Genomic DNA, 14,806 nt, shown 5'->3' with positions numbered 1-14,806 from the left:
CACCCGAGATAAGTTGATTTTTATTCTCCGATTATCGGCCGACTACACCCGCCTTTGCAAGGCTCCGATTTCCTCCTCGCTCAAACCGAAACGGGTCAATATGACCACGGGCTGGCGATCGCCGGCGGCCGGCGCCGCGGCAAGCGTCTGCGGATTTTGCGAGAAACGCGGCGCCGGCGCCGGGCGATCGAGCCCGCCGGATTTCACGAAGCTCTGCCTGGCGCGATTGTGCGGGTGATCCCTGGCTTCGACCAGGGACAGCACGGGCGCGACGCACGCGTCGGTCGCGGCGAACAGCGCGGCCCATTCGTCGCGTGTTCTTTCCCTGACACGACCGGCAATGGCGGCTCGCATCGCGGGCCATGACGACTTGTCGTACTGGCTGCCGACAAAACGACTGTCGAGCGGCAGCAGCCTGGCGAATTCGGCGAAGAAGCGCGGTTCGAGGCAGCCGACGGCAATATGCCTTGCGTCGGCGGTCTCATAGGTATCGTAGAACGGCGCACCGGAATCGAGCAGGTTCTCGCCGCGCCTGTCGCTCCAGAGGCCCGCGGCCATATAGGCGTGGATGGGTGCTGCGAGCATCGAGGCTCCCTCGATCATCGAGGCATCGATCACCTGGCCCTTGCCGGTCAGGGAACGCTGGAAAAGAGCGGCGAGCACGCCTGCGATCAGCATCATGGCGCCGCCGCCTTGATCGGCGACGAGGTTGAGCGGCGGCACCGGCGGCGCGTCCTGCCTGCCGAGAGCATGCAAGAGGCCCGCATAGGCGAGATAGGTGATGTCGTGCCCGGCTCGCGCGGACAGCGGTCCGTCCTGGCCGAAACCGGTCAGGCGACCATAGATCAGCGCCGGATTGCGCTGGAGAACGACATCGGGACCGAGGCCGAGCCGTTCCATGACGCCGGGGCGGAAACCTTCGACGAGGATGTCGGCCTTTGCCGCAAGGCGCAGCAGCAGTTCCGCGCCCGGCGGGTCCTTCAGGTCGAGCTTGAGGATGGAACGGCCGTGGCGGTCGAGATCGTATTCTTCCGGCAGGCTCAGCAGCGGCTGGCCAGAGTCGGCGCGTTCGATGCGCAGGACCCCGGCGCCCATCTCGGACAGCATCAGCGCGGCAAGCGGCACCGGGCCCAGCCCGGCCATCTCGATCACTTTCAGGCCGGCGAGCGGGCCGGTCTTTTCGGTAGAGGCACCGGCGCCTGTCGGCGAGCCAGTCATCCCGTTTATTTCGGCGCCATGCGGATGGCGCCGTCGAGGCGGATGGTCTCGCCGTTCAGCATCTGGTTCTCGACGATGTGGAGAGCAAGTGCGGCATATTCCGACGGCTCGCCGAGCCGGGGCGGGAAGGGGACGGAGGCGCCGAGCGAATCCTGCACCTCCTGCGGCATGCCGGCCATCATCGGCGTCTTGAAGATGCCGGGCGCGATGGTGCAGACGCGGATGCCGGAGCGCGCCAGGTCGCGCGCCACAGGCAGCGTCATGCCGACGACGCCGCCCTTGGAGGCCGCGTAGGCGGCCTGGCCGATCTGGCCATCATAGGCGGCGACGGAGGCGGTGTTGACGATGACGCCGCGCTCGCCGCCGGCGAGCGGATCGAGTTTCGCCGCCCGGTCGGCGACGAGGCGGATCATGTTGAAGGTGCCGATCAGGTTGATCTCGATCACCTTGCGGTACTGGTCGAGCGGATGCGGTCCGTCCTTGCCGATCGTCTTCACGCCGATGGCGATGCCGGCGCAATTGATCAGGATGCGCGGCGGCCCAAGCCTTTCGGCCGCTTCAGCGATTGCGGCCGTCGCGCTGTCGCCGCTAGAGACATCGCATTGGACGGCAACGCCGCCGATGTCGGCCGCGACCTTCGCGGCGCGCTCGATGCCGACATCGAGGATGGCGACGCGGGCGCCCTTGGCGGCAAGCGCGCGCGCCGTCGCCTCGCCAAGGCCGGATCCCCCGCCGGTGACGATCGCGATCTGGCCGTTCGGGTTCATGCAAGCCTCCCAGGATTCCGGATTATGCTACGAAGCGCGCAAAGGCGGCGCAACCGCAATAGGCGGGTCGATCGACGGCTGCGCACTGGCGGCCGAACGCGCCAAAGCCGGGGCAAATTCCGCAACCCTTGCCGTGTTGGCGTGACAGACATCGCCGGCAAAGCGGGCGACGGCGCCCGGCTTGATCTCGTGATGCAGCAGCCGGTCGAGATCGACCGGGCGCGGCATTGTTATCTGCCCGCGCGGGAAACGCTTGAAGCCGAGCGGTCCGTAGTAGGGCTCGTCGCCGACCAGGATGACGGCAGGCGCACCGGCCTTCCTGGCAGCCTCCAGCGCAATCGCGACCAGCTTGCGGCCGATGCCGAGATTCTTGAAGGCGGGGCGCACCGCAAGCGGGCCGAGCATCATGGCGCGACCGGCGCCCGCGGCCACGCGCGTCATGCGCACCGACGCGATCACCGTATCGTTCTTGACGGCAACAAAGGACATCGAGCGGTCGTGCCCGCCGGCCTCGCGGATCTTATAGGCGGCAAGCACGAAACGACCGGGGCCGAAGGCCTCGTCGTTGAGGGCTTCGATTTCGGCATCATGCGCCGGGGTTTCCGGCAGGTATTTCACGTCGGCAAGGCTCATGGTCTTTGCGTTCCGGTATACGAGGAAGGTCTGCTGCAAAGCGGCAGCGTTCGCCAGTCAGCGCTTCTTAAGCGCGGGCGCCCTTTCGTCGTCGGTCGAACCGGATCGAGGCAAAGTCGAACATGGGCGCCTCCGCTAGCACCAATTTTGTGCCGCTGCAATCGATGCCTTTTGTCTTTCTTTGTTCCAGCCGATGAACTGGTTCGTCGTTTGACGAACTGTTCAGTGCCCGAAGGCTTCGCCAGTCCGCTTATCGGTCTAGATATCTCTAAAGCCACAGGGAGATTTTTCGCATGGGATTGCTGATCGAAGGCAAATGGCAGGACCGCCCGTTCGACACCGACAGCGGTGGGCGGTTCGTGCGGACGGAGTCGCAATGGCGCGACTGGATCACGCGCGACGGCGCGCCGGCGGAAGGCCGCACGCGCGGCTTCAAGGCCGAACCCGGCCGCTATCATCTCTATGTGTCGCTCGCCTGCCCCTGGGCACACCGTACGCTGATCTTCCGCGCCCTGAAGAAGCTGGAGGGCATCATCTCCGTCTCCGTGGTGCACCATTTCATGGGCGAAAACGGCTGGACCTTCAAAACCGAGGACGGCGCCACGGGCGACACGCTCTACGGCCTCGATTTCCTGCACCAGATCTACGCCAAGGCCGATCCCGCCTATTCAGGCCGCGTGACGGTGCCGGTTCTGTGGGACAAGCAGGAAAAGACGATCGTCAACAACGAGTCCTCCGAGATCATCCGCATGCTCAATTCGGCCTTCGACGAATGGGGCGATGCGGGCCTCGACTTCTACCCGGCGGCGCAGCGCGCGGAGATCGACAGGCTCAATGCGCTGGTCTATCCGGCGATCAACAACGGCGTCTATCGCGCCGGCTTCGCCACCACGCAGACAGCCTATGCGGAAGCGTTCGGCGAATTGTTCGCGGCGCTCGATACGATCGAGGAGCGGCTTTCGAAGCAGCGCTATCTGGCTGGCGAACACATCACCGAAGCGGACTGGCGGCTGTTCACGACGCTGGTGCGTTTCGATCCGGTCTATGTCGGTCACTTCAAATGCAATCTGCGCCGCATCGCCGACTACCCGAACCTGTCGAACTATCTGCGCGATCTCTACCAGGTGCCCGGCGTCTCGGGCACGGTCAACCTGCATCACGTCAAGGCGCATTATTACGGCAGCCACAAGTCGATCAACCCGACGGGGATCATTCCGGTGGGGCCCGAGCTCGACTATGCGGCGGCGCATGATCGCAACAGGTTCAGGAAGGCGGCGTGATCACCAGTAGGCTGAGATACGCTCGCTGCCAAAAATCTCTCCGATCCGCCGCAGCGTCGCCGGCGTCGTGCCCTCCGGCAAACGGTCGATCGGAAAGAAACCTGCTTCGGCGATCTCATGGTCCGGCCGTTTCGGCGCGGTCTGGCTGAAGGCTTCGATCAGATAAAGGCCGACATGGTCGCGCTTGCTGGAGCGGCGGTTGAAATGCATCGACTTCAGCACAGGCGGGGCCGTCAGGACGATGTTGCCTTCCTCGGCCAGCTCGCGCGCCAGCGCTTCCTCGAGCGTCTCGCCGATCTCGACGCCGCCGCCAGGTAGCTGCCAGCCCGGAACATAGGTGTGGCGGATCAGGAAAACGGCATTGGAAGCGCGGTCATAAACCAGGCCGCGCACGCCAAGCGTCATCGGGCGGCGCAGCACGAAATAAAAATGAAAGAGCCTCGCCCGCAGGCCCGGCCAGCCTGTCTGGCGGAACACCTCTTCCGGATCGCTTGCGCCGGTCATCGAACGATCCCTGGGCGAACAGCAAAGGGTGAGTGGAAAGCCTCGCCGGCGTCGCTTAAGAAGAGACCATGTTCAGGCTCGCGCATATTTCCGACGCTCATCTGGGACCGTTGCCCGATGTAACCTATCGCGATCTCGCGTCCAAGCGCGTGCTCGGCTATGTCAACTGGCAGCGCAACCGCCGCCGCCATATGCATGACGCCGTCATCGACACCATCGTCGCCGACATCAAGGCGAATGCGCCGGACCATCTCGCCGTCACCGGAGACCTCGTCAACCTGGCGCTCGACGGCGAGATCGAGATGGCGAAGCACTGGCTGGAGACGCTTGGATCGCCACACGACGTTTCCGTGGTGCCAGGCAATCACGACGCCTATGTGCCGGGCGCCTTCGACAAGGTCTGCCGGGCGTGGGCTCCCTGGATGACGGGCGACGGCGTCAACAGCCCGGTCGACCGCAATTCCTTTCCGTATCTGCGCGTGCGCGGCAATGTCGCGCTGATCGGCGTCACCACGGCGCGCGCCACAGCACCCTTCATGGCCAACGGTTTCTTCATGGAAGGGCAGGCCGAGCGGCTCGGCAAGGTTCTCGACGAGGCGGCGAAGCAAGGGCTGTTTCGCGCCATCATGATCCACCATCCGCCAGTGCGCGGCGCCGTCCAGCAGCATAAGCGGCTGTTCGGCATCGCCCGTTTTCACAAGGTCATTCGCCGGCATGGCGCGGAGCTCGTCCTGCACGGTCATTCGCATCTGCCGTCCTTGTTCAGCATCGGCGCACGTGGCGCGAAGGTGCCCGTAGTCGGGGTTGCCGCCGCAGGGCAGGCGCCGGGCGGCAAGCATCCGGCCGCTCAGTACAATCTGTTCGAGATCGATGGCGAAAAGGGTGCCTGGCGCGTGCGCTTGACGCGACGCGGCCTGACCGGACCGGCGCTGCCGCCTTCGGACCTGCAAACGACGGATCTCGACATGCCGGCCGTGAAGGACCGCGAACTCGTCAGAAGCTGATCTTCATGTGCACGATGCGATCCCAGAACATCGCCAGCGAAACCGCCAGGCCGACAAGGGCGCCGGCGGTGATCAGGCCGAGGCCGGCGAAGAAGGTCGTCCAGCCATTGAGGCGATTTTCAGATAGCATGGGCGGCTCCGCTTCCCGCACCACGGGACGATGCAGGCCGGGAACGGCGCTCTCCAGGCCGCCCTCCATCATGTGCTGCCGCTCGACGACCCGTTCGGCCACGTAGCGCGTCACTGCATCGGCGACGGCTTTCATCTCGGTCGTCTCGGCCAGCACCACACGGCCGACGCGCGTATCCTTGAGGAAGCGGTAGGTGCGGCGGTCGCGCCCCATGGCGACGTGGCTCACCGCGTCTATCCATAGCCGCGGCTGCAGGCCCGACGAGACGGCGAAGTCGAAGCTGTCCATGTCGGCCGGGACATCGGCAAAGACGGGTGCAAGCTCGGTCGCCAACAGATCGAGCCGCATGCGGTGCGCCTCGCGCATGTCGACGACCACGTCATCGCGGTCTGCGAACGCGTTCTTGACCTCGCGTATGGCGTCCGAGAGCTTTCGCGACGGCTCTATCGGGGTGATTTTGTCGCCTGCATCCTTCATGGGCGGCTGCCTCGTTGTAGGTTAACAGCGAGTTAACACAGTCGCCGGGAAAATGCACTGCCGATGACGAGCCGCGCGGCCGCCCGGTCCGCATGAAGCGCGTTACGGTTGCTTTTCGAGATCGGTCCTGGGAACCCGATCCCCGCAGGGCACTCAGCAATCAACTCGCGGCTGCGCCCAGCGGTGGACGCAACCGGCTGGCACGCCGCCGCGTATTGCGACGCACGATCTCGGCAACCAGGGCCGGGGCCTCCTCGACCAGCATATGGCCGGCGTCAAGAACATGATGCAGGTGGAAATGCGGCGGCAGAGCCTCGGCCTGCACGACAGGCAGGAGCGGATCCTCCGCTCCCCAGACAACCATTACCGGCATGTGGAGCGTATCCAATTGCGCCCCGGGAATGATGCCTTGCCGGTCATCTTTGGTCATCGCCGCCGCCATATCGATCAGGGTCTGCAACTGGCCCGGCCGTTTGCGCATCCGGCAGATTGCGTCGACCACATGGTCAGGCGGCACGCTGCGCGGGCCCGACATGGCTGCAAGGCAGGCCCGGATATCTTTCCCGCCGGTCGCGGCGGCATAGCGGCGCAGCAAGCCTGCGTTGATTTCCGGGCCGAAACCGCCGGGCGCCAACAGAGTGAGCGAGGCCACCCGACTGGGGTCGGCAAGCGCCATTAATGTCGCGATCGCGCCGCCCATGGAGTGACCGACGAGATGAACCTTGCCCAACCGGCGAGCGGCAAGATCGGCCAGGATGGCCCGCGCCGCCGGCTTGGCGCCCCCCATGCCTTCGCATTCCAGGGACTGCCCATGGCCGGGCAGATCGTAGGCCAACAGTCTCGCTTCCGCCGCCAGCGATGCCATGACGTCACGCCAAATCTCACAGCAGGCTCCGAAGCCGTGCAGAAAGATGATCGTCTTCGGACCAGCGCCGCCCTCGACGGCATAAGGGAATGGAAGCATGAAAATGGAACGGTGAAGAAGACAGGCCGCAATTAGAAATTGCGGCTGAATTGCTCCCGATCCAGACCCATGGCCAGTAAAATTTTTGCGACTGGTTGCCTGTGAGGCGCTCAAGGCGCAAGCATTTCCTAATACCTGCCGGATCACAGGGCTTTATTTTGTGCTTGGGGATCCTGTGGCCCAAACACAGACGCAGCGCTGGATTAGCTCGGGTTGCCAATCCCGGCGGCTCGCAAGGACTGCACCAGCCGGTCGGTGAGATCGGCGGGGTATTTGCGGTCGACGAATGTCGCGCGCGGGTCGGCGACGAAGTTCGGGAATTCGGCGGTGAGCTCGTTGGCAAGCTCGCCCGCCAGCTTGTCGCGCCCTGAAATCTTGGCGCCGATCAGCCGCGCGGCCAGATAGTGCGACTTGGATGCCGTCGTGCGCAGCGATTCGCTGGCGATCGCGGCCTTCTTCATATCGCCCTGCATGAAGGCCCCGATGAAGAGGCCATAATCCCACCAGGTCGGATGGCCGCTGAAGGCTTCGACCGCGTGACCCAGGATCGGCGTTCCCTCGTCATATTTGCCGGCGAAGATCAGCCCGTAGCCATAGGCGGCGGCCATGCCGAGATCATAGGGATTGAGTTCGTAGGCCTTGCGCGTCAAGCGGATCGCCTCGTCCGCGTTGCCGAGGCGTGAGTTGAGGTAGCCGAGGGCGCGATGCGCGTGCGGGTTCATCGGCCCCATCTGGACGGCGCGATGCGCAAGCGACATGGCCTTTTCGAGCGTCGCTTCCGGTGGATAGGGATAGTGGGCGGTGACAGCCTCGCCATGAAGCGCGGCCAGTTCCGCGTAGACGAGCGACGATTTGGTACCTTCGCCGACCAACTTCTCCAGGCAGCGATACGCCACTTCGTGCGTCTGGGCGCTCATGTCGAGGAAATAGCGGTCGTCGAGCACCAGGCATCCGATCTGAGTGGTCCGGATGTCGCTCTGGTCAATGTAGCTGTAGATCGCGCCCGAAGCGGGAACGGTCGAGGTGAGGAGGCTGGCGATGTTGCTTTCAACCACGCCAGGGGCACTTTCGGCCGGTGTCAGATTGCGCGACAGGAGAACCCGCCCGGTCGCGACGCTCTGCAATTCCACCGCGACGTCGCCGGAAGCAGGCCCGGGAACAATGTCGAAAACGAAACTGATCGGATCGGCGGACCGATTGCGCGTCGAATCCGCATCGCGCCCGATGAAATCGATGGTGTCGAAACCGGCAAGGCCAGCGCGCAGCGACGACGCGACGCGAGCCGCCTCCGCTCCGTCGGCTTTCACCGCGATGTAGATCAGTGGCAGGGAATCGAATGTCGGCTGGGCAGCGGTGCCGGTCACGCCCGCCGTTTCGACGGTCGAGGCCGTGTCGCCGCCGCCGAGGAAAGCATTGCCTTGACGCACGATGAGCACGCCGAGCATGATGATGACCAGGACCATGGCTGCCCAGAAGAAGCGCAGTTGCCGCGTGAGCGACTGCGCGGGTGCCGCCGGCGCCGTCAGCGCCGCAGGCTGCCCCGGCCCGGAGCTGTCGAGATGCTCGGGCACAGCCGCAGCGGCTTCGGCCGATACGTCGGGCCGCTGCGTAACGGTGTCGGAGGCGGGCCTGGCGTTACCAGGCAGCCGAATCTCGTTCAGCTCGTAGGAAGGGACATAGCCGCCACGCGGGATCGCGATACGCACCGGCTCGGCGACACCTTCATTGGCGAAATACTGCTCCAGGAGTTCGCGCAGTCGACCGGCCTGGACCCTGACCACGGCATCGGTGGAGGCGTCGAAATCGCCGTCCTTGCCGAAGACGTCCATGGCGATGGAAACGCCTTTCAGCCTGTCCGCCTCGCCGGCCTGCTCGCGTTCCACCAGATAGCGTAACAGCCGGCGTGCACGCTCGGAGCGTCCGAACGTTTCGCTGGCAAGCAGTCGCTCCAATGTCTCGCGCACTGCGGGGGCGGCAGGCGGGGCATGCTCCAAGTGTCGATCCTCTCGAAGTCGGCACAGGTTAGGGCGCGATCATATAGCGCTCGCGCCGGCGCACAAGGATGCTTGTATTATGCGATCGCGTAAGCCACCGGAAATTCCCCCGCCGGTTAACGAATGGCAGCTTCGCGTCGTTTTGAAGCGGGGCGCAAGCTGGGCCGCGCCACGCTTCAGCACTGAATCCGATCAGCCGGCTTGGCGGCCGATGATACGGTTGGCAGCCGAAACAACGGCCTCCAGCGAGGCGGCGACGATGTTGGTGTTGATGCCGGCGCCGAACAGCTTGCCACCCGGATATTCCATTTCGACATAGGAGATGGCCGAGGCGTTGGAGCCGCGCTGCAAGGAATGCTCGGAATAGTCCAGCACCGACATATCGACGCCGACATGGCGCGAGAGCGCGTCGACAAAGCCGTCGATCGGACCGGTGCCCGAGCCGGTGATGGTCACTTCCTTGCCGTTGTCGAGGATCTCCGCCTCTACGATCCGTCGGCCCTTCGCCTCGGTATCAGGGAAGGTGCGATGGTCGAGGAACTTCAGCCGAGCGCCGGGCTGGTCGACATAGGTTTCGAGGAAGCGTTCGTGGATGCGCTTGGCAGGCACTTCCTTGCCTTCCGCATCGGTGATCGCCTGGATCGCCTGGCTGAACTCGATCTGCAGATTGCGCGGCAGATTGAGGCCGTAATCCGCCTGCAGCACATAGGCGATGCCGCCTTTGCCCGACTGCGAGTTGATGCGGATGATCGCCTCGTAGGTGCGGCCGACATCGGCCGGGTCGATCGGCAGATAAGGCACTTCCCACAGCGGCGTGTTGGCCTTCTTCAGCGCCTTCATGCCCTTGTTGATGGCGTCCTGGTGCGAGCCGGAGAAGGCCGTGTAGACCAGTTCGCCGACATAAGGATGGCGCTCCGGAATCTTCAGCTGGTTCGAATACTCGTAGACATCCTTCATCCGGTTGATGTCGGAACAATCGAGCTCGGGATCGACGCCCTGCGTGTACATGTTGAGCGCCAGGTTGACGATATCGACATTGCCGGTCCGCTCGCCATTGCCGAACAGCGTTCCCTCGACGCGGTCGGCGCCGGCCATCAGAGCGAGTTCGGTCGCGGCGACGCCGGTGCCGCGGTCGTTGTGCGGGTGCAGCGAAATGATCAGGCTGTCGCGATTGTCCAGGTGCCGGATCATCCACTCGATACGGTCGGCGTAGACATTCGGCGTCGAGGATTCGACGGTCGACGGCAGGTTGATGATCAGCTTATTGTCGGGCGTCGGCCGAACGATCTCGGTGACGGCGTTGCAGATTTCCAGCGCGACCTCGAGCTCGGTGCCGGGAAAGCTCTCCGGCGAATATTGGAAGCGATAACCGCCGCCGGCCTTGGCGGCCATGTCGGTGATCATCTTGGCGGCATCGGTGGCGATGCGCTTGATGCCGGCGACGTCCTTCTCGAAGACGACGCGGCGCTGCAATTCGCTGGTCGAATTGTAGAAATGAACTATCGGAGTCTTGGCGCCTTTCAGCGCCTCAAAGGTGCGCGTGATGAGCTCGGGACGACACTGCACCAACACCTGCAGGTCCACATCATCGGGGACATTGCCGCCCTCGATGCACCAACGGGCGAAGTCGAAATCGGTCTGCGAGGCCGAGGGGAAGCCGATCTCGATTTCCTTGAAGCCCATGTCGAGCAAGAGCGCCAGCATGCGCGCCTTACGCTCCTGGCCCATCGGATCGATCAGCGCCTGGTTGCCGTCGCGCAGGTCGACCGAGCACCAGATCGGCGCCTTGTCGATGACCTTGTTCGGCCAGGTGCGATCGGCAAGGCCGACGGTCGGGTAGGGTTGGTATTTTCGGGTCGCGTTGGGCATGCCCTGAGCGGCATGCTTGCCTTCAGCCTCGCCGGCGCGGATTTCTTCTCGTGCGTTCATCGTCTCTTCTCCGGGCGGCTCGCATGTTCGCCTTGGGCGGATTGATGGCGAGCGTCGCCTCTACCAGAATTTCATTCGCTTGATTGTGACTTTGCCAAGGAGCATGCGCCTGAGGCGGCGGGTATCGACCGCCGGGCGCTCCTTCAGCAAGCCCGGCGATCGCCGATAAGGCCGAGAAGAAGCAGGGTCGAAGCGAGCGCGCGCGCGGTCTCGCCGGCAAAGCCGGTGCGAGAGGAAGCGACGGAGCGGACGCGCGTGGTCATGGCGGCTCTCTTACAGGAGCGGCACGGCGGAGGCAAGCGGGACGCATGGCGGATCGCGATCCCCTACCTGCGGACGGACTTCCCCGCGCGCCGCAAATGCGCCAGACTTCAGCCATCGGCGGCAGCCGCCGGGGAGGGGTCATCCATGAACTTCGTGTTCTTCTCGCCGCATTTTCCCGCCAACGGCGCCGAGTTCTGCGACCGGCTGAGGAARGCGGGCGCCACGGTGCTAGGCATCGGCGACGCGCCTTACGAGACCTTGAGCGGCAAGCTGAAAGCGGCGCTGGCGGAATATTACCGCGTCGCAGACATGGAAGACTACGATGCCGTGTTCCGGGCGATGGGGCATTTCATCCACAAATGGGGTCGCATCGACCGCTTCGAGTCGCTCAACGAGCATTGGCTGGAGCTGGAAGCCAACATCCGCACCGATTTCAACATCTTCGGCACCAAGGTCGATTTCGTGAAGAATTTGAAGCGGAAGAGCCGCATGCGCGCCTTCTTCCGCAAGAGCGGCGTGGAGACCATCCCGCAGCGCAAATGCTCCGACCGCACCGGCGCCATGACCTTCATCCGTCGCGTCGGCTACCCGGTGGTGGTCAAGCCGGATTCGGGCTCCGGCGCCTCGAACACCTTCAAGATCTCCACCGCCAAGGAGCTCGACCAGTTCTTCCGGGACAAGCCGGAGGGCGTGACCTTCGTCATGGAGCAGTTCATCGAGGGGCTGGTGGTGACCTTCGACGGGCTGGTCAACCGCGACGGCGAGGTTGTGCTGGCGGCGAGCCACCGCTACGACCAGAGCATCATGGATGCGGTCAACAAGGACCGCCACATGAGCTACACCTGCTTCCCCGAAATCACTCCGGCGGTCGAGGAGGCGGGGCGCAAGATCCTGAAAGCGTTCGACGTGCGCGAGCGTTTCTTCCACATCGAGCTGTTCGAGACCAGGGACGAGCGCATCATAGCGCTCGAGGTCAACATGCGCCCGCCCGGCGCCTGGATGACGGACGCCATCAACTACACGTTCGACATCGACGTCTATGCCGCCTGGGCCGACATGGTGGTCAAGGATGCCGCCGGCGGCCCCTACAAGGGCAGGTATTTCACCGCCTATGCCAGCCGCAAACGCCATATCGACTATTTGCACAGCCATGCGGACGTGCTAGCCGCCCACGGCGACAAGATCGTCCATCACCAGGCCATCGAAGAGGTCTTCAGCCGCGCCATGGGCAATTACGCCTACCAGATGCGTTCGAAGGATCAGAAGGCGCTGCGCCAGGCGGTCGACTATATCCACGCGGAAAAGGCCTGAGCCGATGGACGTCTCCTATCACAAGGGCCATGCCCGCAATCTCGGCCGCGACATGGAATACAAACGCTATGGCCATGCCGGGCGCCCGGTGGTGGTGTTCCCGACCTCGCAAGGGCGCTTCTACCAGTTCGAGGATTCCGGCGGTGTCGGCGCGCTCGCGGAGTTCATCGACACCGGCCGCATCCAGCTCTTCACGCTCGACGGCATCGATTCGGAATCCTTCTTCAACAAGCATGCCGACGCGGCGCATCGCATCGCCCGCCACGAGGCCTATTTCCGCTATGTGCGCGAGGAGGCGTTGCCTGAGCTGCAGGCGGTCGCCGCCAAGTCTAACGGCGGACGCGGCTTGAAGCCGCTGTTCTGCGGCTGCTCGATGGGTGGCTACCACTCGTCGAACTTCGTGTTCCGCTTCCCGGAACTGGCGAGCGGCGTGATCTCGCTGTCCGGCGTCTATTCGGCCCGCGACTTTTTCGGCCGGGCGCTTGAAGGCAACATCTATTTCAACTCGCCGCTCGATTACCTGCCCGGCATCGTCGACCAGAAACTGCTCGGGCGGCTCAGGGCGCTCAGGCTGATCTTCTGCTGCGGCCAAGGCGCCTGGGAAGAGCGCATGCTGGTCGAGACGCGCGAGCTGGAGCAGGTGCTGCGCGACAAATCCATCCCGGCCTGGGTCGACTATTGGGGCGGCGACGTCAGCCATGACTGGCCGTGGTGGCACAAGCAGCTTGTCTATTTTTTCGGCCGCTGGCTGGATGACGATTTGATGCATAGGCTGGAGTAATGACCACACCTGATCCGATCCGCCGCTTTGTCGAAGCCACCAACGCCGATGATAGCGAAGCCTTTCTGGCTACCTTCACCGACGATGCCTTTTTGAGCGACTGGGGCCGTGATTTCCACGGCCGCGACGGGGTCGCGCGGTGGAACCGGTCGGACAATATCGGCGTCCAGTCCAATCTTCGCATCGTTCGCGTCGCAGAGCGCGACGGCGTCTACCATGCCCGCGTCGCCGTGACGGGCAACGGCTTCAACGGCGAGGGCGATATGGCCTTCACGCTGGACGGCGACCGGATCGCGAGCCTGGTCATCAGCTGAAACCGGATGCGTCACGGAGCTTCGCGCGGCTTCATCCAAAAATATGACTTTTATAATCATGTTTTAGTGGCAGTGCCGCTTGCACTGTGGCATGCCGGCGCCTGGCGACACCGAGCTTCGGCCGGTGCCGTCGCACTTGGTATCGAAAGGCCCGGCGATGAATCTTTTGAGCGCGCAAACCCGTATCCAGAATGATGACATCCGCGCGGTGATGGACAGGCTGCGCGCCGAGCATGGCGACCATGAAATCGACACCGGYGTTGCCGGCCAATGGGAATTCCGCATGCATTACGGCGCGTTGAATGCTTCATTCGACGACAGCGGCGTGCTGGTCCGTGTCTCGGCGGAGGACGAGACCTGCCTCTCCTACATGAAGATGATCTTCGCCGGCCACATCGCCGCGCATCTCAGCACCACCGAAGGTTTACGCTGGCAAGGCGACGGCAAGGATGCCGGCACGCCGGTGTTCTTTCGCGAGATTTCGGTCCTTTCCTCGATGCGGCTGTCGCCGCATATGCAGCGCCTGCGCTTCTCGGGCCGCGACCTCGGCCGCTTCGCCCATGGCGGATTTCATGTCCGGCTTCTGCTGCCGCCGGCCGGACGCCAGGCGGTCTGGCCGACCATGGGCGCGGACGGTCTGATCGTCTGGCCCTCGGGCGAGGATGCGCTGACCATCCGCGTCTACACGATCCGCGCGCTGGACGTGGCCGAGGGCTGGCTCGACATCGACTTCGTGCTGCATCCCGGCGCCGAGACGCCGGCCGCGACTTTCGCACAGAATGCGCGGGCCGGCGACATCATCGGCATGATCGGCCCCGGCGGCGGCGATGTGCCCGAGGCATCGAACCTCTTTCTTCTGGGTGACGATACCGCGCTTCCGGCGATCGGCCGGATGCTGGAAGAGCTTGCGCCGTCCGTCCGTGCCGAGGCCTTCATCGAGGTCAACGGTCCGCAAGACCGAGTGACGTTGGCGGCGGGCGAAAACATCGCCGTCCATTGGCTTTATCGGCACGGCCGCGAAGCAGGCCGCGCCGGCCTGCTGCCGGAAGCGCTGCGCGAGCGCGGCAGCGGGGCCGACGATCTCTTTGTCTGGGCCGGATGCGAGTTCACCGACTTCCGCGAGATCCGCCGGATCGTGCGCAAGGAATGGGCCCTGCCGCGCGACCGGCATCTTGTCACCGCCTATTGGCGCCGCGGCGCGTCGGGCGAAGACGGGGCCGGCGAGGGATAGTTCCG

14 protein-coding genes are annotated in these 14,806 nt (G+C 64.3%); 6 read left to right on the top strand and 8 right to left on the bottom strand.

Going from position 1 to position 14,806, the window contains the following annotated elements; all coding sequences use genetic code 11:
* Positions 1-42: 42 nt before the first annotated feature.
* Genes LCM4577_RS04880 through LCM4577_RS04870 form a run of 3 tightly spaced genes read right to left on the bottom strand, consistent with a single transcriptional unit; the run spans position 43 to position 2,618 of the window.
* Entirely contained in the window at positions 43-1,218 is a 1,176-nt protein-coding gene (locus LCM4577_RS04880) for a CaiB/BaiF CoA-transferase family protein (protein WP_071069977.1), read from the bottom strand.
* 5 nt (positions 1,219-1,223) lie between these two features.
* A complete protein-coding gene (locus LCM4577_RS04875) occupies positions 1,224-1,985 on the bottom strand; it encodes a 3-hydroxyacyl-CoA dehydrogenase (protein ID WP_071033069.1) in 762 nt (253 codons plus the stop codon).
* A gap of 27 nt (positions 1,986-2,012) precedes the next feature.
* Positions 2,013-2,618, bottom strand: a complete 606-nt coding sequence (locus LCM4577_RS04870; RefSeq protein WP_083354659.1) for a GNAT family N-acetyltransferase — start codon at positions 2,616-2,618, stop codon at positions 2,013-2,015.
* Between the two features lie 293 nt (positions 2,619-2,911).
* On the opposite strand from LCM4577_RS04870, the gene LCM4577_RS04865 reads away from it, so the two are divergent.
* Positions 2,912-3,898, top strand: a complete 987-nt coding sequence (locus LCM4577_RS04865) for a glutathione S-transferase family protein (RefSeq protein ID WP_071069975.1) — start codon at positions 2,912-2,914, stop codon at positions 3,896-3,898.
* Here LCM4577_RS04865 and LCM4577_RS04860 read toward each other — a convergent pair whose 3' ends face one another.
* Positions 3,899-4,402, bottom strand: coding sequence for an NUDIX domain-containing protein (locus LCM4577_RS04860; RefSeq protein ID WP_041004578.1), 504 nt, complete (start codon positions 4,400-4,402; stop codon positions 3,899-3,901).
* A gap of 68 nt (positions 4,403-4,470) precedes the next feature.
* Between LCM4577_RS04860 and LCM4577_RS04855 the strand changes: the two genes are divergently transcribed.
* The gene (locus LCM4577_RS04855; RefSeq protein WP_071033072.1) at positions 4,471-5,406 is read left to right on the top strand and encodes a metallophosphoesterase; all 936 of its coding nucleotides are present in this window, start codon (positions 4,471-4,473) and stop codon (positions 5,404-5,406) included.
* On the opposite strand, the gene LCM4577_RS04850 is transcribed toward LCM4577_RS04855, so the two are convergent.
* From LCM4577_RS04850 to leuA, 4 genes are all read right to left on the bottom strand, one after another.
* The gene (locus LCM4577_RS04850) at positions 5,396-6,013 is read right to left on the bottom strand and encodes a hypothetical protein (protein ID WP_041004574.1); all 618 of its coding nucleotides are present in this window, start codon (positions 6,011-6,013) and stop codon (positions 5,396-5,398) included. The genes LCM4577_RS04855 and LCM4577_RS04850 overlap by 11 nt on opposite strands.
* 160 nt (positions 6,014-6,173) lie before the next feature.
* Positions 6,174-6,977: an alpha/beta fold hydrolase gene (locus tag LCM4577_RS04845; RefSeq protein ID WP_071033073.1), complete on the bottom strand. Its 804-nt coding sequence runs from the start codon at positions 6,975-6,977 to the stop codon at positions 6,174-6,176.
* 203 nt (positions 6,978-7,180) lie between these two features.
* Positions 7,181-8,971 (bottom strand): hypothetical protein, encoded by a 1,791-nt coding sequence (locus LCM4577_RS04840; RefSeq protein WP_071069973.1) that lies wholly within the window; start codon positions 8,969-8,971, stop codon positions 7,181-7,183.
* A gap of 192 nt (positions 8,972-9,163) precedes the next feature.
* The gene (gene leuA / locus LCM4577_RS04835) at positions 9,164-10,900 is read right to left on the bottom strand and encodes a 2-isopropylmalate synthase (RefSeq protein WP_041004568.1); all 1,737 of its coding nucleotides are present in this window, start codon (positions 10,898-10,900) and stop codon (positions 9,164-9,166) included.
* Between the two features lie 408 nt (positions 10,901-11,308).
* Between leuA and LCM4577_RS04830 the strand changes: the two genes are divergently transcribed.
* From LCM4577_RS04830 to LCM4577_RS04815, 4 genes are all read left to right on the top strand, one after another.
* Complete coding sequence (locus tag LCM4577_RS04830; RefSeq protein WP_071069971.1) at positions 11,309-12,475, top strand: ATP-grasp domain-containing protein; 1,167 nt, start codon at positions 11,309-11,311, stop codon at positions 12,473-12,475.
* A 4-nt stretch (positions 12,476-12,479) separates the two neighbouring features.
* Positions 12,480-13,256 (top strand): esterase family protein, encoded by a 777-nt coding sequence (locus tag LCM4577_RS04825; protein WP_071069969.1) that lies wholly within the window; start codon positions 12,480-12,482, stop codon positions 13,254-13,256.
* Complete coding sequence (locus tag LCM4577_RS04820) at positions 13,256-13,570, top strand: nuclear transport factor 2 family protein (RefSeq protein WP_071033078.1); 315 nt, start codon at positions 13,256-13,258, stop codon at positions 13,568-13,570. Before LCM4577_RS04825 ends, LCM4577_RS04820 begins: the two co-directional genes overlap by 1 nt.
* Positions 13,571-13,727: 157 nt before the next feature.
* Complete coding sequence (locus tag LCM4577_RS04815; protein WP_071033175.1) at positions 13,728-14,801, top strand: siderophore-interacting protein; 1,074 nt, start codon at positions 13,728-13,730, stop codon at positions 14,799-14,801.
* The last annotated feature ends 5 nt before the right edge of the window (positions 14,802-14,806 follow it).

Origin of the sequence: Mesorhizobium sp. LCM 4577, assembly GCF_001854795.2 — a bacterium.
Classification (GTDB): Bacteria; Pseudomonadota; Alphaproteobacteria; order Rhizobiales; family Rhizobiaceae; genus Mesorhizobium; species Mesorhizobium plurifarium.
Note: the sequence above shows the minus strand (reverse complement) of the source record. Positions and strands in the feature narration are given on the sequence as shown.

Coding starts and splice junctions, on each gene's coding strand:
- LCM4577_RS04880 (WP_071069977.1), bottom strand. CDS start 1,218: ATGACTGGCTCGCCGACAGGCGCCGGTGCCTCTACCGAAAAGACCGGC.
- LCM4577_RS04825 (WP_071069969.1), top strand. CDS start 12,480: ATGGACGTCTCCTATCACAAGGGCCATGCCCGCAATCTCGGCCGCGAC.
- LCM4577_RS04855 (WP_071033072.1), top strand. CDS start 4,471: ATGTTCAGGCTCGCGCATATTTCCGACGCTCATCTGGGACCGTTGCCC.
- LCM4577_RS04875 (WP_071033069.1), bottom strand. CDS start 1,985: ATGAACCCGAACGGCCAGATCGCGATCGTCACCGGCGGGGGATCCGGC.
- LCM4577_RS04870 (WP_083354659.1), bottom strand. CDS start 2,618: ATGAGCCTTGCCGACGTGAAATACCTGCCGGAAACCCCGGCGCATGAT.
- LCM4577_RS04820 (WP_071033078.1), top strand. CDS start 13,256: ATGACCACACCTGATCCGATCCGCCGCTTTGTCGAAGCCACCAACGCC.
- LCM4577_RS04845 (WP_071033073.1), bottom strand. CDS start 6,977: ATGCTTCCATTCCCTTATGCCGTCGAGGGCGGCGCTGGTCCGAAGACG.
- LCM4577_RS04865 (WP_071069975.1), top strand. CDS start 2,912: ATGGGATTGCTGATCGAAGGCAAATGGCAGGACCGCCCGTTCGACACC.
- leuA (WP_041004568.1), bottom strand. CDS start 10,900: ATGAACGCACGAGAAGAAATCCGCGCCGGCGAGGCTGAAGGCAAGCAT.
- LCM4577_RS04860 (WP_041004578.1), bottom strand. CDS start 4,402: ATGACCGGCGCAAGCGATCCGGAAGAGGTGTTCCGCCAGACAGGCTGG.
- LCM4577_RS04850 (WP_041004574.1), bottom strand. CDS start 6,013: ATGAAGGATGCAGGCGACAAAATCACCCCGATAGAGCCGTCGCGAAAG.